Raw genomic sequence first — 20,142 nt, 5'->3', positions numbered from 1 at the left:
CCGGTACCTTGGCGGCATGGCTCACCGGCTGGGTATCGACTTCGGCACCTCGAACACCGTCGCGGTCATGCGCCGTCCGGACGGCCAGGTCCGCCAGCTCCTGTTCGATGGTTCCCCTGTGCTGCCCTCCGGGGTGTTCACGACGCCGGAAGGCGAGATCCTGACCGGCCGCGACGCCGCGCACAGCGCCCGGCTGGCCCCGGACAGGTTCGTGGCCAACCCGAAGCGGCTGCTGGACGAGGAAGGCGCCGGCACCGATCGCGCGGTCACGCTGATCGCCGCCGTCCTGCACCGGGTCAGCGCGGAGGCCGAGCGCACGATGGGCGGCCCGCCTGACGAGGTCGTCCTGACCCACCCCGCGGCCTGGGACGCCGAGCGCCTCCGGCTCCTGGCCGACGCCGCCCGCCGGGCGGGGCTGCCCGTACCGCGCCTCGTCCCCGAGCCCGTCGCCGCTGCCTGCTACTTCACCACTGTCCTGCGCGGCACGCTCGGCGCGGACGGCGCGCTGGTTGTCTACGACTTCGGCGGCGGCACGTTCGACGCCTCGGTCGTCGGTCCCGGCCCGACGGTCCTGTCAGCCTCGGGCCTGCCCGACGTCGGCGGGCTCGACGTCGACGCGGCTCTCATCGAGCACCTGCGTGCCGCACTGCCCCGCACGACAGAACAATGGGAGCGCCTCGCCGATCCGGATTCGGCCAGCGACCGTCGTCTGGCAAAACAATTTCTCGATGATGTACGTGGCGCGAAAGAAATGCTCGCCCGCACCCCGCAAGCCTTTGTCTACGTACCGATAGTCGAAGCCGAAGCGCCTATCGGCCGCGAAGAACTCGACCGGCTGGCCGCCCCGCTCATCGACAGAACCGTCGTGGCGACCCGAGAGGCCATCACTGCCGCCCAGGCCGAACCGCAGAAACTCGCTGGCGTGTTCCTGGTCGGCGGATCGAGCCGCCTGCCGGCCGTGGCGACACTTCTGCACCGGGCATTCGGAGTGGCGCCGACGGTGCTCGAACAACCGGAACTCGTCGTCGCAGAAGGCAGCCTCGTCGTACCAGCCGAAGCATTGTCCACAGTGCCAGCGGCTGAGTCCGACACCCGCGAACTCCCCGTCATAAAGCCGGCCGCTCCTGAGGTGGAGTTCTCCAGCCCCATGCCCATCTGGGCACCCGTGGAAACCCCGGTGCCCGTCGCTCCCGCTGCTGTCACGCAGCCCGTCGCGTACACGCTGACCACGGAGATGCAGCTCCCGCTTCCGCGCGTACTCGTCTTCCAGCTGCCGAGCGGCCCGGTGCACGTGATCACTGCTGGCCGGCCTCCGTCGTTCCTCGGCTCCCCGAGGCGCGTCTTCGCATTCCGGAATCCCGAGCGGCTCATGACGTTCATGGGTAACCGGTCGTGGCCGGAGCTCGTTTCCGGGTACCCGTGGGCCGACCTGCCAGCCCCGGACGCCTTCGGGCCGCCGGAGACCGTGGACCTGCTCGGGATCGGCTCGGTACTCGCCGCCTCCTGCGAACCGAGCTCCCGGCCGATGCACCGCGACGCGCGCGGAGCCTGGGTACCCGTACCGGCCGACTCCACCAGCGCCCTCCCGGCCGGCAGCCTCGACGCGGCGATCCTGCTGCTCGGGGCGCTCTTCGCCAGCCGGGGCAACAACTCGCAGCTCCTGACCCCGCAGCGGATCGCCAACTCGTCCGGCCCGGTCGCCGACGCGATCACCCAGGCTGGCTGGCTGTCCGCCGACGTGCTCCGCCAGCACCTGGGCGAGCAGCACCGGTACCGGGCGACCTCCTGGTGGTGGCAACTCCTCGACGCCCTCGAACTCCTCCTGGAACGCCGCTAGCATCCGGCGAAACCCCGATGATGGGCATGAATCCGGGCCAGACTGGAATCATGGGCCAGATCCTGGTGGGTACCGCTTCCTGGACTGACAAGACGTTGCTGGGCTCCGGGTGGTATCCGGAGAGTGCGAACACGGCGGAGAAGCGGCTCGCGTACTACGCGCGGAACTTCCCGCTGGTCGAGGTGGACGCGACGTACTACGGGCCACCGGCCGAGCAGACCACCAAGTTGTGGGCTGACCGGACGCCCAAGGAGTTCACGTTCAACATCAAGGCGTTCAGCCTGCTGACCGGGCATCCGACCAAGGTTTCGGCGCTGTACAAGGATCTGCGGCCGGAGACGGACAAGAAGAACGTGTACCCGAAGGATCTCGAACCTCAGGTGTACGAGGACGTGTGGTCGCGGTTCCTGTCGGCGCTCGATCCGCTGGTGGAGGCGGGGAAGCTGGGGGCGATTCTTTTCCAGTTCCCGCCGTGGTTCACGATCCGGAAGGACAACAAGCAGTACGTGCTGGAGGTCGCGCACCGGTGCAGCCCGCTGCCGGTCGCGATCGAGTTCCGGCACGCCTCGTGGTTCGAGGGGGACAACGCGGCCGAGACGCTGGAGTTCCTGCGGAAGCACGAGCTGCCGTTCGTCTGCGTGGACATGCCGCAGGGGCACAAGTCGTCGATTCCGCCGGTCGTGGAGGCGACGGCTGACCTGGCGATGGTGCGCTTCCACGGGCACAGTGAGCTGTGGACGAGTACCGACATCCACGAGAAGTTCGGCTATATGTACTCGGAACGGGAGCTGCGAGAGTGGGCCGGCCGGCTCGCCGAACTCTCCAGCGAAGCCGGCCGGACCCACGTACTCATGAACAACTGCTACAGCGACTACGCCCAGCGCAACGCCGCGACACTGATCGATCTACTGCAGTAGCTTGCGGAGCTGGTCGAGGGCCGCGGCGATCGTCTGCTCCGGTACGGCGAAGCACGCCCGGGCGTTGGTGGTGACGCCGGACCAGGACGGCGTGTTGAGCCGGACGCGGGCGTGCTTTTCGAGGTCGAGGACAAACTGGTCTGGGTTGCCGGTGAGTGCGCTGATGTCGGGGTAGAGGAACAGGCCGCCCCGGTCGCCGGGCGGGACGGTGAACCCGAGTTCTGCCAGGCCTTCGGCGAGGAGAGCCCGGCGGTGGCGCAGGTCGGCGCGCATTCCTTCCAACTGCGACCACAGGGCCGGCAGGTCGGCGAAGAGGTCCGTCGCGGCGATGGAGATGCTGGCCGGGATCGGTGTCAGCCGCAGCGATTCCATGGTGGCCAGCCAGTCGCGGTCGGCGCTCGCCGCGAAGCCGAGGCGCAGGCCGCCGGCCGCGAACTCCTTCGACGCGCCGCCGAGGATCAGCAGGGCGTTGCGCTCGGCCTCGGTCAGGCCTGCCCAGCGGTCCTGGCCGAGGGGCAGCGGGCCGTCCAGATCGGCCAGCAGCCCGAAGATCTCGTCGATGACGACCCGGCCGCCGGCCGCCGCCGCGAGCTGGATCAGCTCCGTGAGCTGGCCTGGCTCGTACGACGCTCCGCTCGGGTTGGCCGGGTTCGTCAGGATGAGCAGGTCGTACGGCCCGTCCACGGCCCGCACGGCGTCCACTGTGGCCAGGAAGTCCGGCCCGGTCGCGGGGAGCATCCGCAGCTGCGCGCCCGCGCAGCGGATCAGCGGCGCGAACATGCCGTACGAGCCCTCGGGCAGCAGCACGACCGGCGGCTGGCTGCGCCGCAGCTCCACGGCCCGGAGCGCGTCGAGCAGCAGCGGCAGGGTACCCATGCCCAGCAGCACCTGGTCGTCGCGCAGGTCGGGCAGCCGGGTCGCGCGCAGGTACTCGGCGACGGCCGGGATCGCCCGCCCGTCAACTTCCCTGGCCGGTCTCGCCGGCCCGTCAACGACCTTCGCGGGGGACGGCGGCACCAGGTACCCGTGGAGGATCGCCGCCTGGAGCGCGGCCGGCATGGGGAGTTCGTTCTCGCCGTAGTCGAGCCGGATCACGTCGGCGTCGGGGGCCGGGCGGCCCAGGGCCGCGCTGCGCAGGAGGTCCAGCATGGACGGTACGAGCGACGGGCCCGGCCACGGGTCGGGTGCCCGCACACCCTCGGCGGCGTTCACCTTGAAGGTCAGCAGCTCGTCGAACAGTGACTCGTAGTAGGCCTGGTGGAAGTACGAGACACGGGACCAGGTCAGCTCGGCCGCGGCCATCAGGCCCTCGGTGAGCAGTCGGTCGCGGGTCACGAACAGGGCCAGCTCGGTGTCGGGGAAGGCGAGGCTGCGTTCGAGGCCGACCATGACGGCGAGGTGGCCGCTGGTCAGGTGCCGGGCGAGCAGCCGCAGTCCCGGGGTCTCCGGCTTACCGGAGCCGATCTCGAAGCGGGCCGACTCGTCAGCGATCAGCAGCGCTCCGATCTGCTCGCAGACCGCGAGGATCGGCTCCAGGCTGCCGAGGACACCGGACAGCACCACGAACCTCGGGGCCAGGTGCGGCAGCAGCTCAGCGATCTCGGCCGCGTCGTCGTGCAGCCAGACAGCTTCCCGGTCGGCCTTGCGCAGGGCGGGCTCCAGGCTCGGCCGGAGTGTCTCGCTCAGCACGACCAGGTCGCCGGGCACCGTGAGGTTCAGCAGGAGCGCGTGCAGCAGCTCGGCCCGGTTCGGGGCGGTGAACACGTCACCCGGTTCCAACGGCAGGTCGTGGAACTTCCGGAGAAAACCAGCGACCCGGCCCCGGAACGACAGGTCGCCGGCCTCGTGCGGATACGGCGCGCGCGGGTCGGCCAGGAAGCCCTCGGCCACGCGCGTCACGAACCGCAGCTGCTCGTCCAGCACGTCACCGGAGTCGGACAGGTCGACGGAACTCCACAGCTCCTCCAGCTCCAGCTCCTCCAGCGCCGCCGCCAGCGGGAACAGCGCCTCGCTGCGCGGACGGCCCTCGATCACCTGCAGCTCGTGGTAGATCGGCAGCCCGGCCTCGTGCGCGGCCAGCGCCACCCGGGCCGGGACGCTCTGCTGCGACTGCCGGTGCAGCTGGAAGGCGAACGGGCTGCCCGTCCTGGCCTCCAGCTCGACCAGCGGCCGGATGTCGGTGTCGCCGGCCTGCTGGACCCTGGTCCGCCACAGCGTCTCCGGCTCGAAACCGCGCCGCCGGAACATCCGGTCCAGCGCCGCCGGGCCCGGCCGCCCGGCCAGGTTGAGTATCACCGAGCCACCCGGTTCGAGCAGGCGCAGCGCCTCCTGGAGCGCCCGGGCGTTGAGCCCCAGGCCGAACTGGTCCTCGACCAGGCCCTGGGCCTCGGCGTAGTTCGACAGGTCGTACAGGTCGGCGGCCGAGGCGAGCACCTGCGGGATGCAGCCGACGATGAGGTCCGCGCGCCAGCCCAGCCGCCGGGGCTCGGCGAGCAGGTCGGACTCGACGGCCTCGAACCGCTCGGTCAGCAGCACCGGCAGCGGGTCGCCGTCGGCGGTGTAGCTGTTCAGCACGGCGTTGAGCTTCGAGATCAGGATGGCCTCGGGGTTGAGGTCAGCGCCGAGCACCGCAGCCAGCTCCGTGAAACGCAGCAGCGCCAGGGCCACCCAGCCCGTCCCGGTGCCCAGCTCGATCAGCCGCTTGCCCCGGTAGGCGCGCAGCGGCTTGCGCAGCAGCCCCTCCAGGAACGTCGTGCCCCACTGCTCCGGCGCGAAGGTGCTCGGCAGCAGCAGGAGATCGAGGTGGGTGGACTGCTCGCCGAGCGTCAGGTCCAGCGGGACCTGGCTCAGCACCGGATGCGGCTGGGTGCGCAGGGCCGCCAGCAGCGCGTGCAGGGCGATCGCCAGGTCCGGCTCCGGGGCGGCAGACCACTCTCGCAGCGCCGGCACCGGATCGGGGGCGCTCAGCAACGCCTGTACGTCAAGGCCGGGCGGATCGATAAATGCGGGCACTTGCCAAGCCTAGTAGCTTCCCGCCACGAAAGGCCCAACCCCTTTATAAGCCCCAACCCCATTATTTTGTACCTGCTGCCCGGCCCCCACCCCATCCACACCCCACCGGTGACGCGGCGGCACTCCCTACTCTGGGAGGCGTGAGGTTCCCTATGGCCCGGGTAGCCCTGGCCGGGCTGCGTGCCCATCCCGCCCGGCTGCTGCTCACCGCGCTGGCCATCATGGCCGGGGTCAGTTTCCTTGCCGGGTCCCTTGTGTACGGTGACACGGCCCGCGCGGCCTTCTACGACGACCTGGCCCGCTCGGCGCGGGGCGTGGACGCGCTGGCCCAGTCCGGTCCGGTGCTCATCGACCGGGAGACGGTGGACGAGATCCGCGCCCTGCCGGGTGTCGCGGCCGTGGACCCGCGGATCGTCGGTCCTCTCGGTGTCCTCGACCGCAACGGGCGGCTGCTCGTCCGCGACGGCCACGTCGGGTACGGGCTGTCGCTGCCGGGGGACCCTCGGATGGCCAGGTACGACCTGCTGACCGGGCGGCTGCCTGGCGCGCCCGGTGAGATCGCGATCGACAAGCTGACGGCCGGTGAACAGGGCTGGAAGGCCGGGGACACCGTCCGGGTCACCGACCGTACCGGGGCGCAGCACTCGCTGGCGCTGGTCGGGATCGTCGACCTCGGCGTCAACCGGATCTTCAGCGGCTCGCCCGCCGGGGTGCTCACCGACGCCGAGCTGGCCAGGCTGACCGGCACGACCCGGTACATGGACGTGGCGATCGCCGCGCAGCCCGGGGTCAGCCAGGCGGCACTGCGCGCCCGGGTCGACGGCGTGCTCGCCGGGCCGCACCGCGTGATCACGGGGGACCAGTACCGGGGCGGTCTGGCCTGGCGGGCCGGCAAGTACGTCGACGGGTTCCTCAGCGTGCTGATCGCGTTCGGGCTGGTGGCGCTGGTCGTCTCCGGGTACGTCATCTACAACACGTTCACGATCCTCACCGCGCAGCGCGCCGCCGAGCTGGCCCTGCTGCGCTGTGCCGGAGCCGGGCGCGCCCAGGTCTGGCGGGTCGTCACGGCCGAGGCTCTCGTCCTCGGGGCGCTCGCCTCGCTCGGCGGTGTCGTGCTCAGCCTGGTCGTCGGCTGGGGGCTGCTCGTCTCCCGTGAGCTGGTCGGCACCCAGATCCCCGGCCACGACCTCGTCCTCGGCTGGCGGACAGTCGTGCTGACCGTCGCGTTCGGCACCGCCGTGACCCTGCTCGGGGCACTGCTCCCGGCACTGTCGGCTGGGCGGATCCCGCCGGTCGCCGCGATCAGGGCGAGCGCTGCCACGGAGTACAAAATCAGCTCTTCGAGGGTCGTCACGGCCTGGGCGTGCGGGCTGGCCGGCCTGGGCAGCACGCTGCTGGGCCTGCGCGGTGGCTTCGGCGGGCTGCCGTTCGTCCTGGGTGGAGCGATGCTGGTCTTCCTGGGGTTCGCGGCGGCGGCCCCGGCGCTGATCAAGCGGCTGGTCGGGGCTGGCGGCTGGCTGCCAGGCGTGACCGCCAGGCTCGCCGTCGCGAACGCCCGGCGCAATCCGCGCCGCACCGCAGCCACCGCCACGGCCCTGATGATCGGCGTGACCCTGATGGCCCTGTTCAGCGTGCTGCTGTCGACGGCCCGCGTGCAGGCGGGCTCCGAACTCCGCGAGAACTTCCGCGTCGACTTCCGCCTGGCCCCGGCCTCGGCCACCGGCACCGTCGCCGAGCGTGAACGCATCCGGCCGACCATCCCCGAAGCACTGATCACGGCACTCCGCCAGCGCCCGGAGATCGAATCCGTCGCCGGAGTACGCAGCTCAGGGCCGGTCTGGGCCATGACGCCGCCCGGCGTGTTCACCCCGGAGATCACGGAAGGGCTGCTCGACCTGCGGCCAGGGACGGTCGCGGTCAGCCGCCGGACAGGCCTGCACGTCGGCGAGACCTACCGGGACCTGACCGTCGTCGCCACCTACGACGACTCCCCGGTCGACGCCGACGCCCTGGTCTCCTGGGAGCAGTACGCCGAGTCCTACGGGCCGGGCGAAGCCCACCAGGTCCTGGTCAACGCCCCGCGCGAGGCCCGCACGGTCATCGAGGAGGTCGCCAGCGCCTACCCGCTGATCCAGGTCAGCGCCGGATCCGACCGGGCGGACGCGCTGTCGGCCTCCCTGAACGAACTCCTCGGCATCTTCGCCGCGCTGCTCGGCATGTCCGTCCTCATCGCACTGTTCGGGATCAGCAACACGCTCGCGCTGTCGATCGTGGAGCGGACGCGGGAGTCGGCCACCCTCCGTGCACTCGGCCTGTCCCGCCGCCAGCTACGCGGCATGCTCCTTGCCGAGGCCGGGCTGATCGGCGCGGCCGGAGCGCTCAGCGGTGTCCTCTTCGGCGCCGCCGTCGGCTGGCTGGCCGCACTCGCCCTGATCAGCCGTTACGGCCACGGCACGCCGACAGTCCCCTTCGGGCAGCTCGCCGTCATCGGGCTCGCCGCCGTCCTCACCGCGGTCCTGGCTGCGGCCATCACGGCGGGCCGGGCAGCTCGCAAACCCATCGTGACGGGACTTTCGGCGCCATAACTCCTGGTGAATCTGCGTACTACCCGATACTCGTATGGCCAGTGAGCTAACGTCCGAGCCATGCTTGGCCCCGTGACTGATGCCGGTGCCCGCGCCACGCGGATCGTTGACGTGCTGACCGCCGAGTTCGGCGCGGGGATCGCCGCCGATCCGGCCGCTTTCCGGCGCAAGTTCCGGAAGATGGCCGCCTCGCCCTTCGCGTTCTACCGGGGCAGCGCCTGCCTGTTCTACGCCGACCTGGCCGAGGAGGACCCGTCGGCGAAGTACCTCAACGAGCAGACCAGCCGGGTGTGGATCCACGGCGACCTGCACGCGGAGAACTTCGGCTCGTACATGAACGCGCACGGCGTCTACGTCTTCAACGTCAACGACTTCGACGAGGCGTACGTCGGCCCGTTCACCTGGGACCTGATGCGGTTCGCCGCGAGCGTGGCGCTCATCGGGTACGCCAAGGCGCTGTCCGACGCCGCGATCACCGGGCTGGTCGAGGGCTTCGCGCACAGCTACCTCTCCGAGCTGCGGGCGCTGGCGGCCGGCGGCGACGACGCGATCGGCTCGCTGACCCTGGACAACACGTCCGGCCCGCTGCACGAGGCGCTCCAGCGGGCCCGGCTCCGCACGCGCGTGTCGCTGCTCGACGCCCAGACCACCATCGAGAACTACGACCGGCGCTTCACCGTCGCCGACGGCGTCTTCCCCATCGACTCCGTGACGGCCGAAGCTGTCCGGGAGGCCTTCGCCGCGTACCTGGCCACGCTGCCAGCCGCGCAGACCCGGCGGCAGTCGGAGTACACGATCAAGGACATCGTGCTCCGGAAGGGCGTCGGGATCGGGTCGGCCGGGCTGCCCTCGTACAACCTGCTGTTGGAAGGCCCGACGCAGGCCCTGGAGAACGACGTCATCATCTACATGAAGCAGGCGCAGGCCCCCGCCGTCAGCCGGGTCATCGACGACGAGCGCGTGCGCGGCTACTTCACCGACCAGGGTCACCGCACAGCCGAGTCACAGCGCGCGCTCCAGGCCTACGCCGACCCGTGGCTCGGCCACACCCAGCTCGGCGGGATCGGCCAGCTCGTCGCCGAGGTCTCGCCATACGCGACGGACCTCGACTGGTCGGAACTGAGCGAACCGGACGACGTCCGCCAGGTCATCACCTACCTCGGCCGGGCCGCCGCCCGCATGCACTCGGTCGCCGACGACGAGTCGAGCCACGACCTGGTCACCTTCTCCACGGAGGAGGCGATCGCGGCGCAGATCGGCGGGGACGACGAGGGCTTCGCGACGATGCTCGCGGAGTTCGCACACAGCTACGGAGAAAAGGCCCGCCAGGACCACCAGATCTTCGTAGACCTCTTCCGCAACGAGATGTTGCCGACCCGCTGAGAACGAATCTGGACTGCGCGTTGAGAACGCCCGCATACAACACCGGTATGCGGGCGTTCTCAACGCTTGCCAGATCCGCCCTCAGCGGGCCACCTCGCGTTAGATCAAAAGCTAGATAGCCAGGCTGGACAGGATTTCTGCTGTCTCTCGTGGGCGGATCAGGAAGCCGTTGTGGCTGCTGTCCAGGGAGTGCACGTCGAACGGGTTTCCGGGGGTGAGGGCGTCGGCCTCCCGGATGAACCGGTCCTGGAGCGCGACCGGCATGGACTGGTCCGCGGTGAGCCGGATGTACGTGCGCGGGATGCGGCCCCAGGTCTCCGCCTGGGCGCGGTCGGACGGCTCGCCGACGTCGAGGCCCTCGTCCGGCTCCAGCGTGTTGAGCATCGCGAGGAACTCGTCGTCGGTACCGTCGGCCAGCGTCGCCTCCTTCAGCGCCGCCAGCAGCTCCGGGTCGGCCGTGCGCCAGTTGAAGCGCAGCGCGCCGATGTCCATCGGGTTCGCGGCGATCAGGGCGGCGGTCCGGTGCAGCACACTGGACGCGTTCTCCGGGCCGGCGTGGTAGTCGCCCGGGCCCTCTTCCACGCAGCACCATGCGGAGACGTAGACGATCCGGCTGATCAGGTCCGGGATGGCGTTGCCGGCGGCGGTGGTGGTGAGGCCGCCACGGCTGTGGCCGACCAGGACGACCGGCCCGTGCTCGGCGACCTGCTTGATCGTCTCCACGACGTGCGCGACGTTGTCCGCGAGGGTCCTGCCCGCCATGTGGCTCGGGGCGGTGGCCAGGGCCGCCAGGTCCTGTGGTGCCTGGTACGCGGCGGGGAAGGTCGCGCCGAAGCCGTGCCCGGGCAGGTCGACGGCCAGCGAGCGGTGCCCGAGCAGTGCCAGCTCGCGCATCATCGGCGCCCAGTGGAAGGAGCTGCTGGCCGCTCCGGGAACAAACACGAAAGTTGTACTCATCCCGCCATGATCAACTATTAACAGTCCTCAGTGGCGACCGGGCCGGTCCGGAGTCGCTGGCCGGTCCGGCCGCCACCGGGATCTCGCGCTCTGAGCAGGCTCTACGCGTCGCGCCTGCTCAGTGCCCACCATCCGGCACCGATCGCGGCGATTCCGTACGCCGCCAGCGCGACCCCGGCCCCGGCGGGCGACAGCACCGCGTCCGGGTACGCCCCGGCGAGCTGGCCAGGCAGGTTCGGCAGCATGACGGCCGAGACCCGCGCGCCCCACGGGGCTGGCAGGAAGAACGCCACGGACGGCAGCACGAACAGCAGCAACGTCATCGTGACCAGCGCCCCGGCCGTCGACCTGATCACGAAGCCCAGCCCGAGGGCCGCGATCCCGGCGACCATGATGGACAGCCCGCCGGCGATCGCGCTCGGCACGCCGTCGGACCACTCGGTCCAGGCGGAGATCGGGGCCGGACGGTCGCCGGTGATCAGCTCGCCGGCCGCCAGGGAGGCGAAGGTCACGAGCTGCCCGGCCGCCAGCCCGAGCCCGCCGACCACGAGCACCTTGCCGAGCAGGAGCCGCGCCCGGCCCGGTACCGCGGTCAGGCTGGGCCGGATCGTCCCCGTCCCGTACTCGCTCGTCACCGCCAGCGCCCCCAGCACCGCCAGGCAGAACTGAGCCAGCGGCACCACCACGACCCCCGGGTCGGCCGCCGCGAACAGAACCTGCATCGCGGGCGGCGATCCGTCGTAGTCGGCGGTCATCAGGTACGCGATGACCGAGCCACCAGCGAAGAACGCCACCAGCGCCGCGAGCACCCAGTACGTCGACCGCACTGTGCGCAGCTTGAGCCACTCGGACACGATCACGTCAGCCATGCCGGTACTCCACACTCTCGTCGGTCATCTCCAGGTACGCCTCCTCGAGCGTCGCGTTCCTCGGGGTCAGCTCGTGCAGGACGATCCCGGCGCCGGCCGCCAGGCTCCCGACCCGGCTCGCGTCGAGCCCGGTGATCGCGAGCCCGCCGTCCGGCTCGGCGGACACCGCGCCGCCCGCGCTCTCCACTGTGGAACGCAGCCGCGCCGTGTCCGGCGTCCTGACCAGCACGTCCCGCTGGAACTGTGCCGCGAGGTCGCTGATCGTCAGGTCGGCGATCAGCCTGCCCCTGCCGATCACGACCACGCGGTCGGCGGTCAGCGCCATCTCGCTCATCAGGTGGCTGGACACCAGCACCGTCCGGCCCTCGGCGGCCAGCCCGCGCAGCAGGCCACGGATCCAGCGGATGCCCTCGGGGTCCAGCCCGTTCACCGGCTCGTCGAACAGCAGCACGCCAGGATCGCCGAGCAGGGCGCCAGCGATGCCGAGCCGCTGGCGCATGCCCAGCGAGAACGTCCCGGCACGCTTGCGCGTGACCCCGCCCAGCCCGGCCAGCTGCAACACCTCGGTGACACGCCCCATGCCGATCCCGCTGGCCCGGGCAAGGCAGTGCAGGTGACCGAACGCCGTCCGCCCGGGATGGACGGCCCCGGCGTCGAGCAGCGCGCCGACCTCGGTGAGCGGCCGGGCGTACTCCCGGTACTGCCTGCCGCCGACGAGCGCCGTGCCGGAGGTCGGCCGGTCGAGCCCGAGCACGGCCCGCATCGTGGTCGACTTGCCGGCCCCGTTCGGCCCGAGGAATCCTGTGACCTCGCCCGGCCGCACCGTGAAGCTCAGCCGGTCGACCGCCACGTGCTCGCCGTACCGCTTCGTGAGTTCCTGTACCTCGATCATGTCCACCAGCCTCGCGGCCCGGCAGCCCCTCCACATCGGACCTGGGCATGCACCCGGCGGCCCGGCCCATACCTGGGTATGACGTACTCAAGGCCGGCGACGCGCCGCCCGCCCGGGGCTAGGCTCGGCCGGGTGAACAGGTGGGTGACGGTGGCCGGGGTGCTCGTGACCGGCGTGGTGTGCTGGGTGGCCGGCCGGGAGGGCACGGCCCCCGGCTGGGTCGCTGTGCTGATGGCCGCCCTTGTCAGCCTGCCGCTGCTGCTCCGGCAGCGCTGGCCGGTGCTGGCCCTGACTGGCACCGTGGCCGCGACCCTCGCCGCCACGGGCACCGGCGTCATCCCGGCCTACGCGGCCCTCGCCCCGTATGCGGCGGTCGCCCTGGCTCTCTTCACCGTCGGCCGGTCAGTACCGCGCCGTCCAGCGCTCGGCGCGCTCGTGCTGGCCCTCCTCGCGATCGTGACCCTGATCGTCTCGGGCAGCGACTCGATGTGGGAGGCAGCGGAAGGCTCCGGTACGGCGGTGCTGCTGGTCGTCGCGCCCTGGCTCGCCGGGCTCCTGGCAGCCGAGCGCCGGGCGGCCACAGCCCGGTCCATCGAGCAGCGTGCCGCCGAGGCCGTCAGCGCCGAGCAGCTCCGGATCGCGCGCGACCTGCACGACGTGGTCGGCCACAGCCTGAGCATCATCGCGGTGAAAGCAGCCGTCGCCCAGCACGTCGCCCAGGCCCGCCCGGAGGAGGCCGGCGCGGCCCTGGCCGCGATCGAGGCAACGAGCCGGTCCGCGCTGACCGAGATCCGCCGGACGGTCGGCGCGCTCCGTCTCGCCGCTGGCGAAGCCGCCGAGCTGGGCCCGGCACCCGGCCTGTCCGACCTGCCAGCCCTCGCCGACCGCGCGGCCCAGGCCGGCGTCACCGTCGGCCTGACCATCACCGGGGACGGCACCGGCCTGCCGGAGACGGCCGCACTGTCCGCGTACCGGATCGTCCAGGAAGCCATCACGAACGTGGTCAAACACGCGGCCCCGGCCACCTGCGCTGCACACCTCACAGTGGACAGTTCCGCCATCACGATCGAGGTCACCAACCAGGGGCCGGCCCCGGTCCCGCAGGCCGTTCCCGGTCACGGGCTGATCGGCATGCGCGAGCGGGTCGCGCTGTTCGGCGGCGAGTTCGAGGCCGGAGCGTGGCCGGGCGGCGGCTTCCGCGTGTTCGCCACCCTGCCGTACGGGAAGATCAACCAGTGATCCGAGTCCTCATCGCCGACGACCAGGCCCTCCTCCGGGGCAGCTTCCGGCTGCTCGTGGAGACCACCCCCGACATGGAGGTCGTGGGCGAGGCCGCCACCGGCCGCGAGGCCGTCGACCTGGCCGGCCAGACCCGCCCGGACGTCGTGCTGATGGACATCCGGATGCCGGAGATGGACGGGATCGAGGCGGCGCGCAGGCTCGCCGGGACAACCAAGATCCTGGTGCTCACGACCTTCGACCTGGACGAGTACGTGTACGCCGCGCTGCGCGCCGGGGCCAGCGGCTTCCTGCTCAAGGACACGCCGCCCGCCGACCTGCTCGCCGGGATCAGGATCATCGCGGCAGGGGAGAGCCTGCTGTCCCCGTCGATCACCCGCCGCCTGATCGCCGAGTTCACCCGGAACGCCCCCGCCGAGCCGAGGCGGGCACCGCACGGCCTCGACGGTCTCACCGCCCGCGAACGCGAAGTCCTCACCCTGGTCGCCACCGGGCTGTCCAACGTGGAGATCGCCGAGCGCCTGCACCTGAGCATGCCGACAGTGAAGACCCACATCGGCCGTCTACTGGCCAAACTCCAGGCCCGCGACCGAGCCCAGCTAGTAATAACCGCCTATGAAACTTCTTTGGTTGTGCCTGGGTAGTGCCGACCCGCTGAGGGCGAATCTGGACTGCGCAGAATGGCTTCCCACGTACAACACCGGTACGAGGGAAGCCGTTCTGCTTGCCAGATCCGCCCTCAGCGGGCCACCTCGTGTTAGAGCAAGAGCAAGAGCGAGGTCAGTGGCGAGAGTGTGCTTGGTGCCAGGCTCGGCGGATGGCGTGGGCGCCCCAGGCGTTGGGTTCGACCACTCCGCAGTACCAGAGGTCGTGGTTGGACGGTTCGGCTTCGAGCTGGGCCGGGTTGCCGGTCATCAGGCCGTGGCCAGTGAAGAGAGCGTGCAGGTCGACGAGGACGGCGCCGTGGGCGGAGCCAAGTTCACGAATCTTCTCGTTGTACGCGGCGATCACCGTCAGGCCCTCCGGCCAGTCCGCCAGCCCGGCCTCAGGGATCGCCCCGGCCCCGTCACTCGGGTCGTAGATGGTGTTCACGAGCAGCGGACAGTCCCCTAGCCGTTGCCGGAGCGTATGGAGGATGGCGTCTCCCCGGGCCACGAAAGCGTCCAGTCCGGCCATCGCCGCAGCCGTGTCGCCGTACCGGACGAGGATGTCGTTGCCGCCCATCGTCAGCGTGGCCAGGCCCAGCGGCTCGGACGGGAGCCGGCCGAGCTGGTGTTCGAGCACGTCGGCACTTGTCGCGCCGTCCCTGGCCAGATACGCGAAGCGGAAGCCCGCCGTCGCCAGGTCCCGCCCGGCCCACGCGGGGAAGCGGTGGTCGTCGTTGCGGTACAGAAGGCTGGCGGCACCCCGGCCGGGTCCGCCCGCGTAGTCGTCGATGGACATCGAGTCGCCGAGAGCCGCGTAGAACATCAGGCGAGTATCGCGGCCGGTCGCCTCAACGGCATCCCAGATAAGGGGCAGGGTGGCCCTGACGAGTGGGCCACCCTGCTGGCACGAGACCCGGCGAAGGCGTACAACCAGATCTTGCTCTTGATATTTGATCTTGATCTGACCTGAGGTGGCCCGCTGAGGGCGGATCTGGCAAGCGTCGCGCAGTCCAGATTCGTCCTCAGCGGGTCGGCACTAGCCGAAGTAGGGCTTTGTGGTGCGGGCTTCGCGGAGCGCTTCGCCCCACCAGGTGAGCTGGCTGAGCATGTTCTTGGCGTGGTCGGCGAACATCGCCGGGTCGACCGGCTGGCCCTGGCTGTCGAACTGTTCCCAGACCTGCGGGAACGCGACCGAGGTGCGGACGGTGACGGCGTGCAGTTCCGCGAAGACCAGGCGGAGCTGCTCGACGGCCCGCAGGCCGCCCGACGTGCCGCCGTAGGCGACGAAGCCGATCGGCTTGGCCTTCCACTCGCCCTTGTGCCAGTCGATCACGTTCTTCAGCGGGGCGGTGAAGCTGTGGTTGTACTCCGGCGTGACGATGACGAAGGCGTCGGCCTTGTCCAGCCGGCCGGACACCTCGGCGAGGACGGCCGCCGGGCCCTCGTCCAGGTCGTCGGTGAGGTCGAGGGGCAGCGGGTGTTCGGCGAGGTCGATCACGTCGATGTCGAAGCCGCCGTACTCCCCGGCCTGGCCGGCGAACCAGCTGGTGACCATCGGGCCTCGCCGGCCGGCCCGGGTGCTGGCGATGATCACGGCCAGGCGCAGGGCTGTGCTGCTCATGTCCACGTACTCCTCTGGGGTCTGTGCGCAGGATGCGGGGGTGGTGTCCGGGTTGGCGGACAGAACCCTAAAACCTGAACCCCAGTTGAAGTCAACTCGCCCGTGACCTGCGAGAACAACGTCACGCGTCGACGGTCAGCGCGCGCAGCGCCTCCAGTACCTGGCCGGGGATCTCGTGACCGCCTTCGAAGGGTAGCCAGTCCACCTGGTACCCGCGCCCGGCCAGCACGTCCTTCGCCTGCTCGCCGGCCGAGAACGGGAGCGCCTGGTCCCACTCGCCGTGCGTGACGAGCAGGGCCGGCCGTTCGTCTTCGGCCTGTGGCGTCTCGTCGAGCGCGAGCGCCGTGTCCGCGATCAGCACGCCGGACAGCGCGGCCACCCGGTCGACGCCGGAGCCCGGGCGCAGCGCGACGTCGAGTGCCAGCATCGCGCCCTGTGAGAACCCGCCGAGGACCACGAGCTCCGGCGCGTACTGCTCCCGGATCGCCGCCAGCAGCGTCTGCACCTCCAGCCGCGCGGCGGAGACGAGCCGGTGCGGGGTGTACCCGTCGGGCGCCTTCCCCTCCCACGACCAGGCCGGCCGGTCGTCGTCGTTCAGGTGCCACCAGGCCCGGCCGCCGCCCAGCTCGGGGAGGGGCGCGCCGGGTACGAAGGCCCGCAGGCCCGGCCGGACCAGGGCCTTGCCCAGGGGTACGAGGTCATCGGCCGGGGCGCCCCAGCCCTGCAGGAGGACCACGGCCACGCCGCCGCGTTCGTCTTCCGCCATTCCGGTCATGTACGCCACCTGCAAGCTCATGGCGTGAGGGTAGCGGCACGGGCGGCCACGACGGCGTCGCCCAGCTCGGTGCGGCGGTAGCGGATCTCGTACCGGTGCCGGGCACCTGCCACCATCCCCGCGTCCCGGAGCACGGTGAGGTGCTGGGAGACGGTGGCCGGGGCGAGCGCGTACCGGTAGGCGATGGCTGTCGTGCTGGCCGGCTCGGTCAGTCCACTGAGGATGTTCGCGCGGGTCGTGCCGAGGAGCTTGGCGAGGGCCGCGTCGGCCGTGCCCGCGACGGGTTCCCAGAGGGCTCCGATGCCCCGGGCCGGGTAGATGACGGTGGGCTGCCAGGGTTCGTCGAGGACCACGAGTACCTGGTCCCACTTGAAGCAGCTCGGCATCAGCACGACGCCCTCGCCGCGCAGGTCGCGGTGTTCGTCGTCGCCTCTCGACCGGGTCAGCACGCCGTCGTGCCAGCTCAGGGTCGGATGCAGCTCCGTGAGCAGCCTGCCGAGCCCGCCTTCGGCCAGCCGCCGGGACTGGTGGCTGATGTCGGCGTCGAGCAGCGCGCGGACCCGGGGCCAGACCGGCTCGACCATCGCGTGCCACGCGTTCCTGATCAGGCCGGTCAGCTGCGTGAGAACGGCAGCCGGGTCGCCGAGCAGCGAACGGCCCAGCTCGCTGTCAGACGCGCCGGGTGTCCCGGCGAGCGCCCGGGAGATCTCCGCGCGGGCCTGCTCTGGCGGTGTGGCGGCGATCCGGGCCAGGTCCTCGCCGATGGTGGTGGCTGGCCCGCCCGGCGGCGGGGCGAGGAAGTCCGGGCTGTACCCGCGCCTCGGCTGGAGCACCGTGACCGGCCGCAGGTCGAGCCCGCCGAGCCGCTGCCGGGCGGCGTGCAGCCAGCGTTCGTGGTGGCCGGGGCTCTCGCCGGGCGCGGTGAGCCGGATCGCCGCGATCGTCTCGAAGGCCGGGGAGACCGCGAATCGGGTACGCAGCAGGTCTGCCGGGCCGAATCGCAGCGTGACGGCCACGGCATCCCCTTCGGTAACTCTTGAGATTCGTTTCTGACCGAATCAGTTGCCCGAGTCTAGCTCCGGCCCAAAGATCAACTCATACAGCTGGAAGAAGAACCGAGGGGACACCACCATGCACGCAGCACCGGCCGCCGAGTGGGAACAGCGCATCGCCGACGCCTGGGCGAGCGCCGACGAGTACGAAGGCAAGGAGGAGGAGTTCCGCGAACTCATCGCCAGCGTCTGTGCCGAGCTGCCGCCCGGGCATCCGGTGAGCGCCTTCGAGCGCGGCGGCTCCTTCGACTCCACCGGACACCCGGCCGAGGCCGTCGTCCTGTACCGGGAGGCGCTCGCCGGCGGCCTCGACGGTTACCGCCGCCGTGAGGTCATCGTCCAGCTCTCCAGCTCCGTGCGGAACCTTGGCGACCCGGCCGAGGCCATCGAGCTGCTGACCGCCGAGCGGGAACGGGCCTCCGACGGCTACGACGACGCCCTCGCCGCGACTCTGGCCCTCGCGCTCTCCAGCGCCGGCCGCGACCGCGAGGCCCTGTCGATCGCCCTGGAGCAGCTGGCCGGCCACATGACCCGGTACCGCCGCTCGATGACCAACTATGCCAGGGCGCTCCGCGACTGAACTCCGCTACAGCGTCCGGAACCAGCGCACGGCTGCTGCCGTCCCGCGCTTGTTCGACTCGCTGTGGTCCGGGGTTCCGACGTCCACAGTGGAGACGTTTGCGCCGTGCGACCTCAGTGCGCCTGCGCAGTGCTCGGTGTTCGCGTTCAGGGCCTCGTTGTCGCCGTCGCCGTAGTAGAGGGTGACGGCGGCGCGCGGGGTCCAGGTCATGCAGGTCGCGTCGAGGTCGGCGAGGGCTGCGGCCAGTCTCGGCGGCGGGTTGCGCAGCAGCTCGATCGCGTACGGCGTGAGCACCAGCCTCACCTGTGGCATCCCGTCGGCGTCCTTCGGGAGGGCCGCGAAGATCTGCGGGCCGGTGTGGAGGCCGTCGAACAGGTTCTCGACGGCCGGATCGGTTAAGACCTGTGCCGGGTCGTCGTAGAGGTGGTGCAGCCGGTTCCAGGAGACGAGCAGGTACGTGAGGTACACGGTGTCCCACGGCGCCGGTACCTGGCCGCCGAGCAGGGCCGGCAGCTCGACGCCCCGGAAGTCGTACGCCCCGCTGATCGGCGCGACGGCCCTGAGCCGGAACCACGGGTCGCGGCCGTCCTCCAGTACCCGGGCCAGGCCGATCGCCGCCGAGGCCCCCTGGGAGAAGCCGGTGGCGAGGACCTGCCTGCCGATCCGCGGCGTGAAGTCCCGTGCCGCGCGCAGCAGGTCGAGCGAGGCGGTGGCCTCGGACGGCACGTGCATCCACGGGTGGTGACCCGGCCCGGTACCCATGCCCAGATAGTCGGGCGCGACAGCCGCGTACCCGGCGGAGGCGAACATGACGGCAGGCCCCTCGGCCCACACCGTCCCGGCCGTGGACGGCGCGTCGGCCTTCGTCGTCGCCGTACCGTGCGCGTAGGACACGATCGTCAGGCCGCCCTGCCGGTTGCGGGGCAGCGCGAGCAGCCCGCTCGCCGTGGTCCGGCGGCCGTTCACGTCGATCGTCCAGTAGGTCACCCGGTAGACGTCCACGCCGTACCTGGCCTGGCTGCCGTCGAACTCGTCGGAACTTAGGAACGCCGACACCTCCTCGGCCTTGCTCAGGGTCCGGATCAGCTCGGCCCGGATCAGCTGTCCACGATGGCTGGACGCCGAGACCAAGGCCGGCGGCGCGGACGAGAACGCGGCAGCCGGGGCGGCGATCCCGCTGACGAGGAGCCCGGCGAGGGCGAGGACGGCGGTGGCGCGGGTGTATTTGGTGAGGCGGATTCTCATGTGTTCGACGCTATGGTCCGCCCGGCTCAGGAACGAGCCTGCCAGCACCAGAGCCGGGGTGGGGACAGCCTGACCACGAGAGCCTGTCCGGTAGATCTTTGCCGGGCTGCGGCGAGTCTCAGAAGTCGCCTGCCTGCGCCGTTTTCGTACCGGAATACAACACCGGTATTCCGGTACGAAAACGGCTTGTCAGCCGACTCCTGAGACTCGCCTCGCACCGACAAGATCTACCAGACAGGCTCTAGATGTTCTGTCCATGGACGTTGGTGATGTGGGGTCTTGAAAGGGTGAGGGCCTGCCGGTTAGGTGTGGAGCTACCAAGTCAGCCGCACCCGAGCCGGAAGGCCCTCGATGGTCCACCGTAATGCACCCTTGTCCGAGACGGGCAGGCTGCGTCTTGCCCGTTGCGTTGTTGATGATCAGTGGCCGTTGCGCCGTGCCGCGGAGCGGTTCCAGGTGTCGGCGACGACCGCGGCGCGGTGGGCCGGCCGGTATCGCGAGCTCGGTGAGGCGGGGATGGCCGACCGGTCC

At 71.0% G+C, this 20,142-nt stretch carries 17 protein-coding genes; 8 read left to right on the top strand and 9 right to left on the bottom strand.

All coding sequences use genetic code 11. From position 1 onward, the window contains the following. Nucleotides 1–16: 16 nt before the first annotated feature. Both A3G1_RS38330 and A3G1_RS0109295 read left to right on the top strand, forming a co-directional pair. The gene (locus A3G1_RS38330) at nt 17–1,837 is read left to right on the top strand and encodes an Hsp70 family protein (RefSeq protein WP_051110488.1); all 1,821 of its coding nucleotides are present in this window, start codon (nt 17–19) and stop codon (nt 1,835–1,837) included. A 50-nt stretch (nt 1,838–1,887) separates the two neighbouring features. Next, nucleotides 1,888–2,754 (top strand): DUF72 domain-containing protein, encoded by an 867-nt coding sequence (locus A3G1_RS0109295; RefSeq protein WP_018349203.1) that lies wholly within the window; start codon nt 1,888–1,890, stop codon nt 2,752–2,754. Here A3G1_RS0109295 and A3G1_RS0109290 read toward each other — a convergent pair. Continuing rightward, on the bottom strand, nt 2,743–5,766 hold the full coding sequence (locus A3G1_RS0109290) for an aminotransferase class I/II-fold pyridoxal phosphate-dependent enzyme (protein ID WP_157641026.1): 3,024 nt from the start codon (nt 5,764–5,766) through the stop codon (nt 2,743–2,745). The two genes, A3G1_RS0109295 and A3G1_RS0109290, sit on opposite strands and share 12 nt — an antisense overlap. A 140-nt stretch (nt 5,767–5,906) precedes the next feature. Here A3G1_RS0109290 and A3G1_RS0109285 point away from each other — a divergent pair, with 140 nt between their 5' ends. Further along, on the top strand, nt 5,907–8,351 hold the full coding sequence (locus A3G1_RS0109285; RefSeq protein WP_169437557.1) for an ABC transporter permease: 2,445 nt from the start codon (nt 5,907–5,909) through the stop codon (nt 8,349–8,351). A 72-nt stretch (nt 8,352–8,423) separates the two neighbouring features. Continuing rightward, nucleotides 8,424–9,734: a DUF2252 domain-containing protein gene (locus tag A3G1_RS0109280; protein WP_026211961.1), complete on the top strand. Its 1,311-nt coding sequence runs from the start codon at nt 8,424–8,426 to the stop codon at nt 9,732–9,734. A 111-nt stretch (nt 9,735–9,845) separates the two neighbouring features. Here A3G1_RS0109280 and A3G1_RS0109275 read toward each other — a convergent pair whose 3' ends face one another. The 3 genes from A3G1_RS0109275 to A3G1_RS0109265 all read right to left on the bottom strand — a co-directional run bounded on the left by A3G1_RS0109275 (nt 9,846) and on the right by A3G1_RS0109265 (nt 12,452). Beyond that, nucleotides 9,846–10,691, bottom strand: a complete 846-nt coding sequence (locus tag A3G1_RS0109275) for an alpha/beta hydrolase (RefSeq protein WP_026211960.1) — start codon at nt 10,689–10,691, stop codon at nt 9,846–9,848. Nucleotides 10,692–10,792: 101 nt separating this feature from the next. Beyond that, nucleotides 10,793–11,560, bottom strand: a complete 768-nt coding sequence (locus A3G1_RS0109270) for an ABC transporter permease (protein ID WP_018349198.1) — start codon at nt 11,558–11,560, stop codon at nt 10,793–10,795. Beyond that, nucleotides 11,553–12,452, bottom strand: a complete 900-nt coding sequence (locus tag A3G1_RS0109265; protein WP_040477982.1) for an ABC transporter ATP-binding protein — start codon at nt 12,450–12,452, stop codon at nt 11,553–11,555. The genes A3G1_RS0109270 and A3G1_RS0109265 overlap by 8 nt, the downstream gene beginning before the upstream one ends. Before the next feature lie 132 nt (nt 12,453–12,584). Here A3G1_RS0109265 and A3G1_RS34005 point away from each other — a divergent pair, with 132 nt between their 5' ends. Continuing rightward, nucleotides 12,585–13,691 (top strand): sensor histidine kinase, encoded by a 1,107-nt coding sequence (locus tag A3G1_RS34005; protein ID WP_157641025.1) that lies wholly within the window; start codon nt 12,585–12,587, stop codon nt 13,689–13,691. Next, entirely contained in the window at nt 13,688–14,335 is a 648-nt protein-coding gene (locus A3G1_RS0109255) for a response regulator (RefSeq protein ID WP_018349195.1), read from the top strand. The genes A3G1_RS34005 and A3G1_RS0109255 overlap by 4 nt, the downstream gene beginning before the upstream one ends. Before the next feature lie 136 nt (nt 14,336–14,471). Here A3G1_RS0109255 and A3G1_RS0109250 read toward each other — a convergent pair whose 3' ends face one another. The 4 genes from A3G1_RS0109250 to A3G1_RS0109235 all read right to left on the bottom strand — a co-directional run bounded on the left by A3G1_RS0109250 (nt 14,472) and on the right by A3G1_RS0109235 (nt 17,750). After that, entirely contained in the window at nt 14,472–15,161 is a 690-nt protein-coding gene (locus A3G1_RS0109250; RefSeq protein WP_018349194.1) for an SGNH/GDSL hydrolase family protein, read from the bottom strand. A 213-nt stretch (nt 15,162–15,374) separates the two neighbouring features. After that, on the bottom strand, nt 15,375–15,959 hold the full coding sequence (locus tag A3G1_RS0109245) for an NADPH-dependent FMN reductase (RefSeq protein ID WP_018349193.1): 585 nt from the start codon (nt 15,957–15,959) through the stop codon (nt 15,375–15,377). A 121-nt stretch (nt 15,960–16,080) separates the two neighbouring features. Further along, complete coding sequence (locus tag A3G1_RS38325) at nt 16,081–16,755, bottom strand: alpha/beta hydrolase (RefSeq protein ID WP_157641024.1); 675 nt, start codon at nt 16,753–16,755, stop codon at nt 16,081–16,083. Then, the gene (locus tag A3G1_RS0109235) at nt 16,752–17,750 is read right to left on the bottom strand and encodes an ArsR/SmtB family transcription factor (RefSeq protein WP_018349191.1); all 999 of its coding nucleotides are present in this window, start codon (nt 17,748–17,750) and stop codon (nt 16,752–16,754) included. Before A3G1_RS0109235 ends, A3G1_RS38325 begins: the two co-directional genes overlap by 4 nt. 115 nt (nt 17,751–17,865) lie before the next feature. Here A3G1_RS0109235 and A3G1_RS0109230 point away from each other — a divergent pair, with 115 nt between their 5' ends. Beyond that, a complete protein-coding gene (locus A3G1_RS0109230; protein ID WP_018349190.1) occupies nt 17,866–18,366 on the top strand; it encodes a tetratricopeptide repeat protein in 501 nt (166 codons plus the stop codon). Nucleotides 18,367–18,372: 6 nt separating this feature from the next. On the opposite strand, the gene A3G1_RS0109225 is transcribed toward A3G1_RS0109230, so the two are convergent. After that, nucleotides 18,373–19,611, bottom strand: a complete 1,239-nt coding sequence (locus A3G1_RS0109225) for an alpha/beta hydrolase family protein (RefSeq protein WP_018349189.1) — start codon at nt 19,609–19,611, stop codon at nt 18,373–18,375. A 351-nt stretch (nt 19,612–19,962) separates the two neighbouring features. Here A3G1_RS0109225 and A3G1_RS39520 point away from each other — a divergent pair. Beyond that, a partial coding sequence (locus tag A3G1_RS39520; RefSeq protein ID WP_157641023.1) for a helix-turn-helix domain-containing protein occupies nt 19,963–20,142 on the top strand: 180 nt, incomplete at its 3' end.

Origin of the sequence: Longispora albida DSM 44784 (assembly GCF_000379825.1) — a bacterium.
Classification (GTDB): Bacteria; Actinomycetota; Actinomycetes; order Mycobacteriales; family Micromonosporaceae; genus Longispora; species Longispora albida.
The sequence above is the reverse complement of the archived record's forward strand: the minus strand, read 5'-3'. Positions and strand labels throughout refer to the sequence as shown.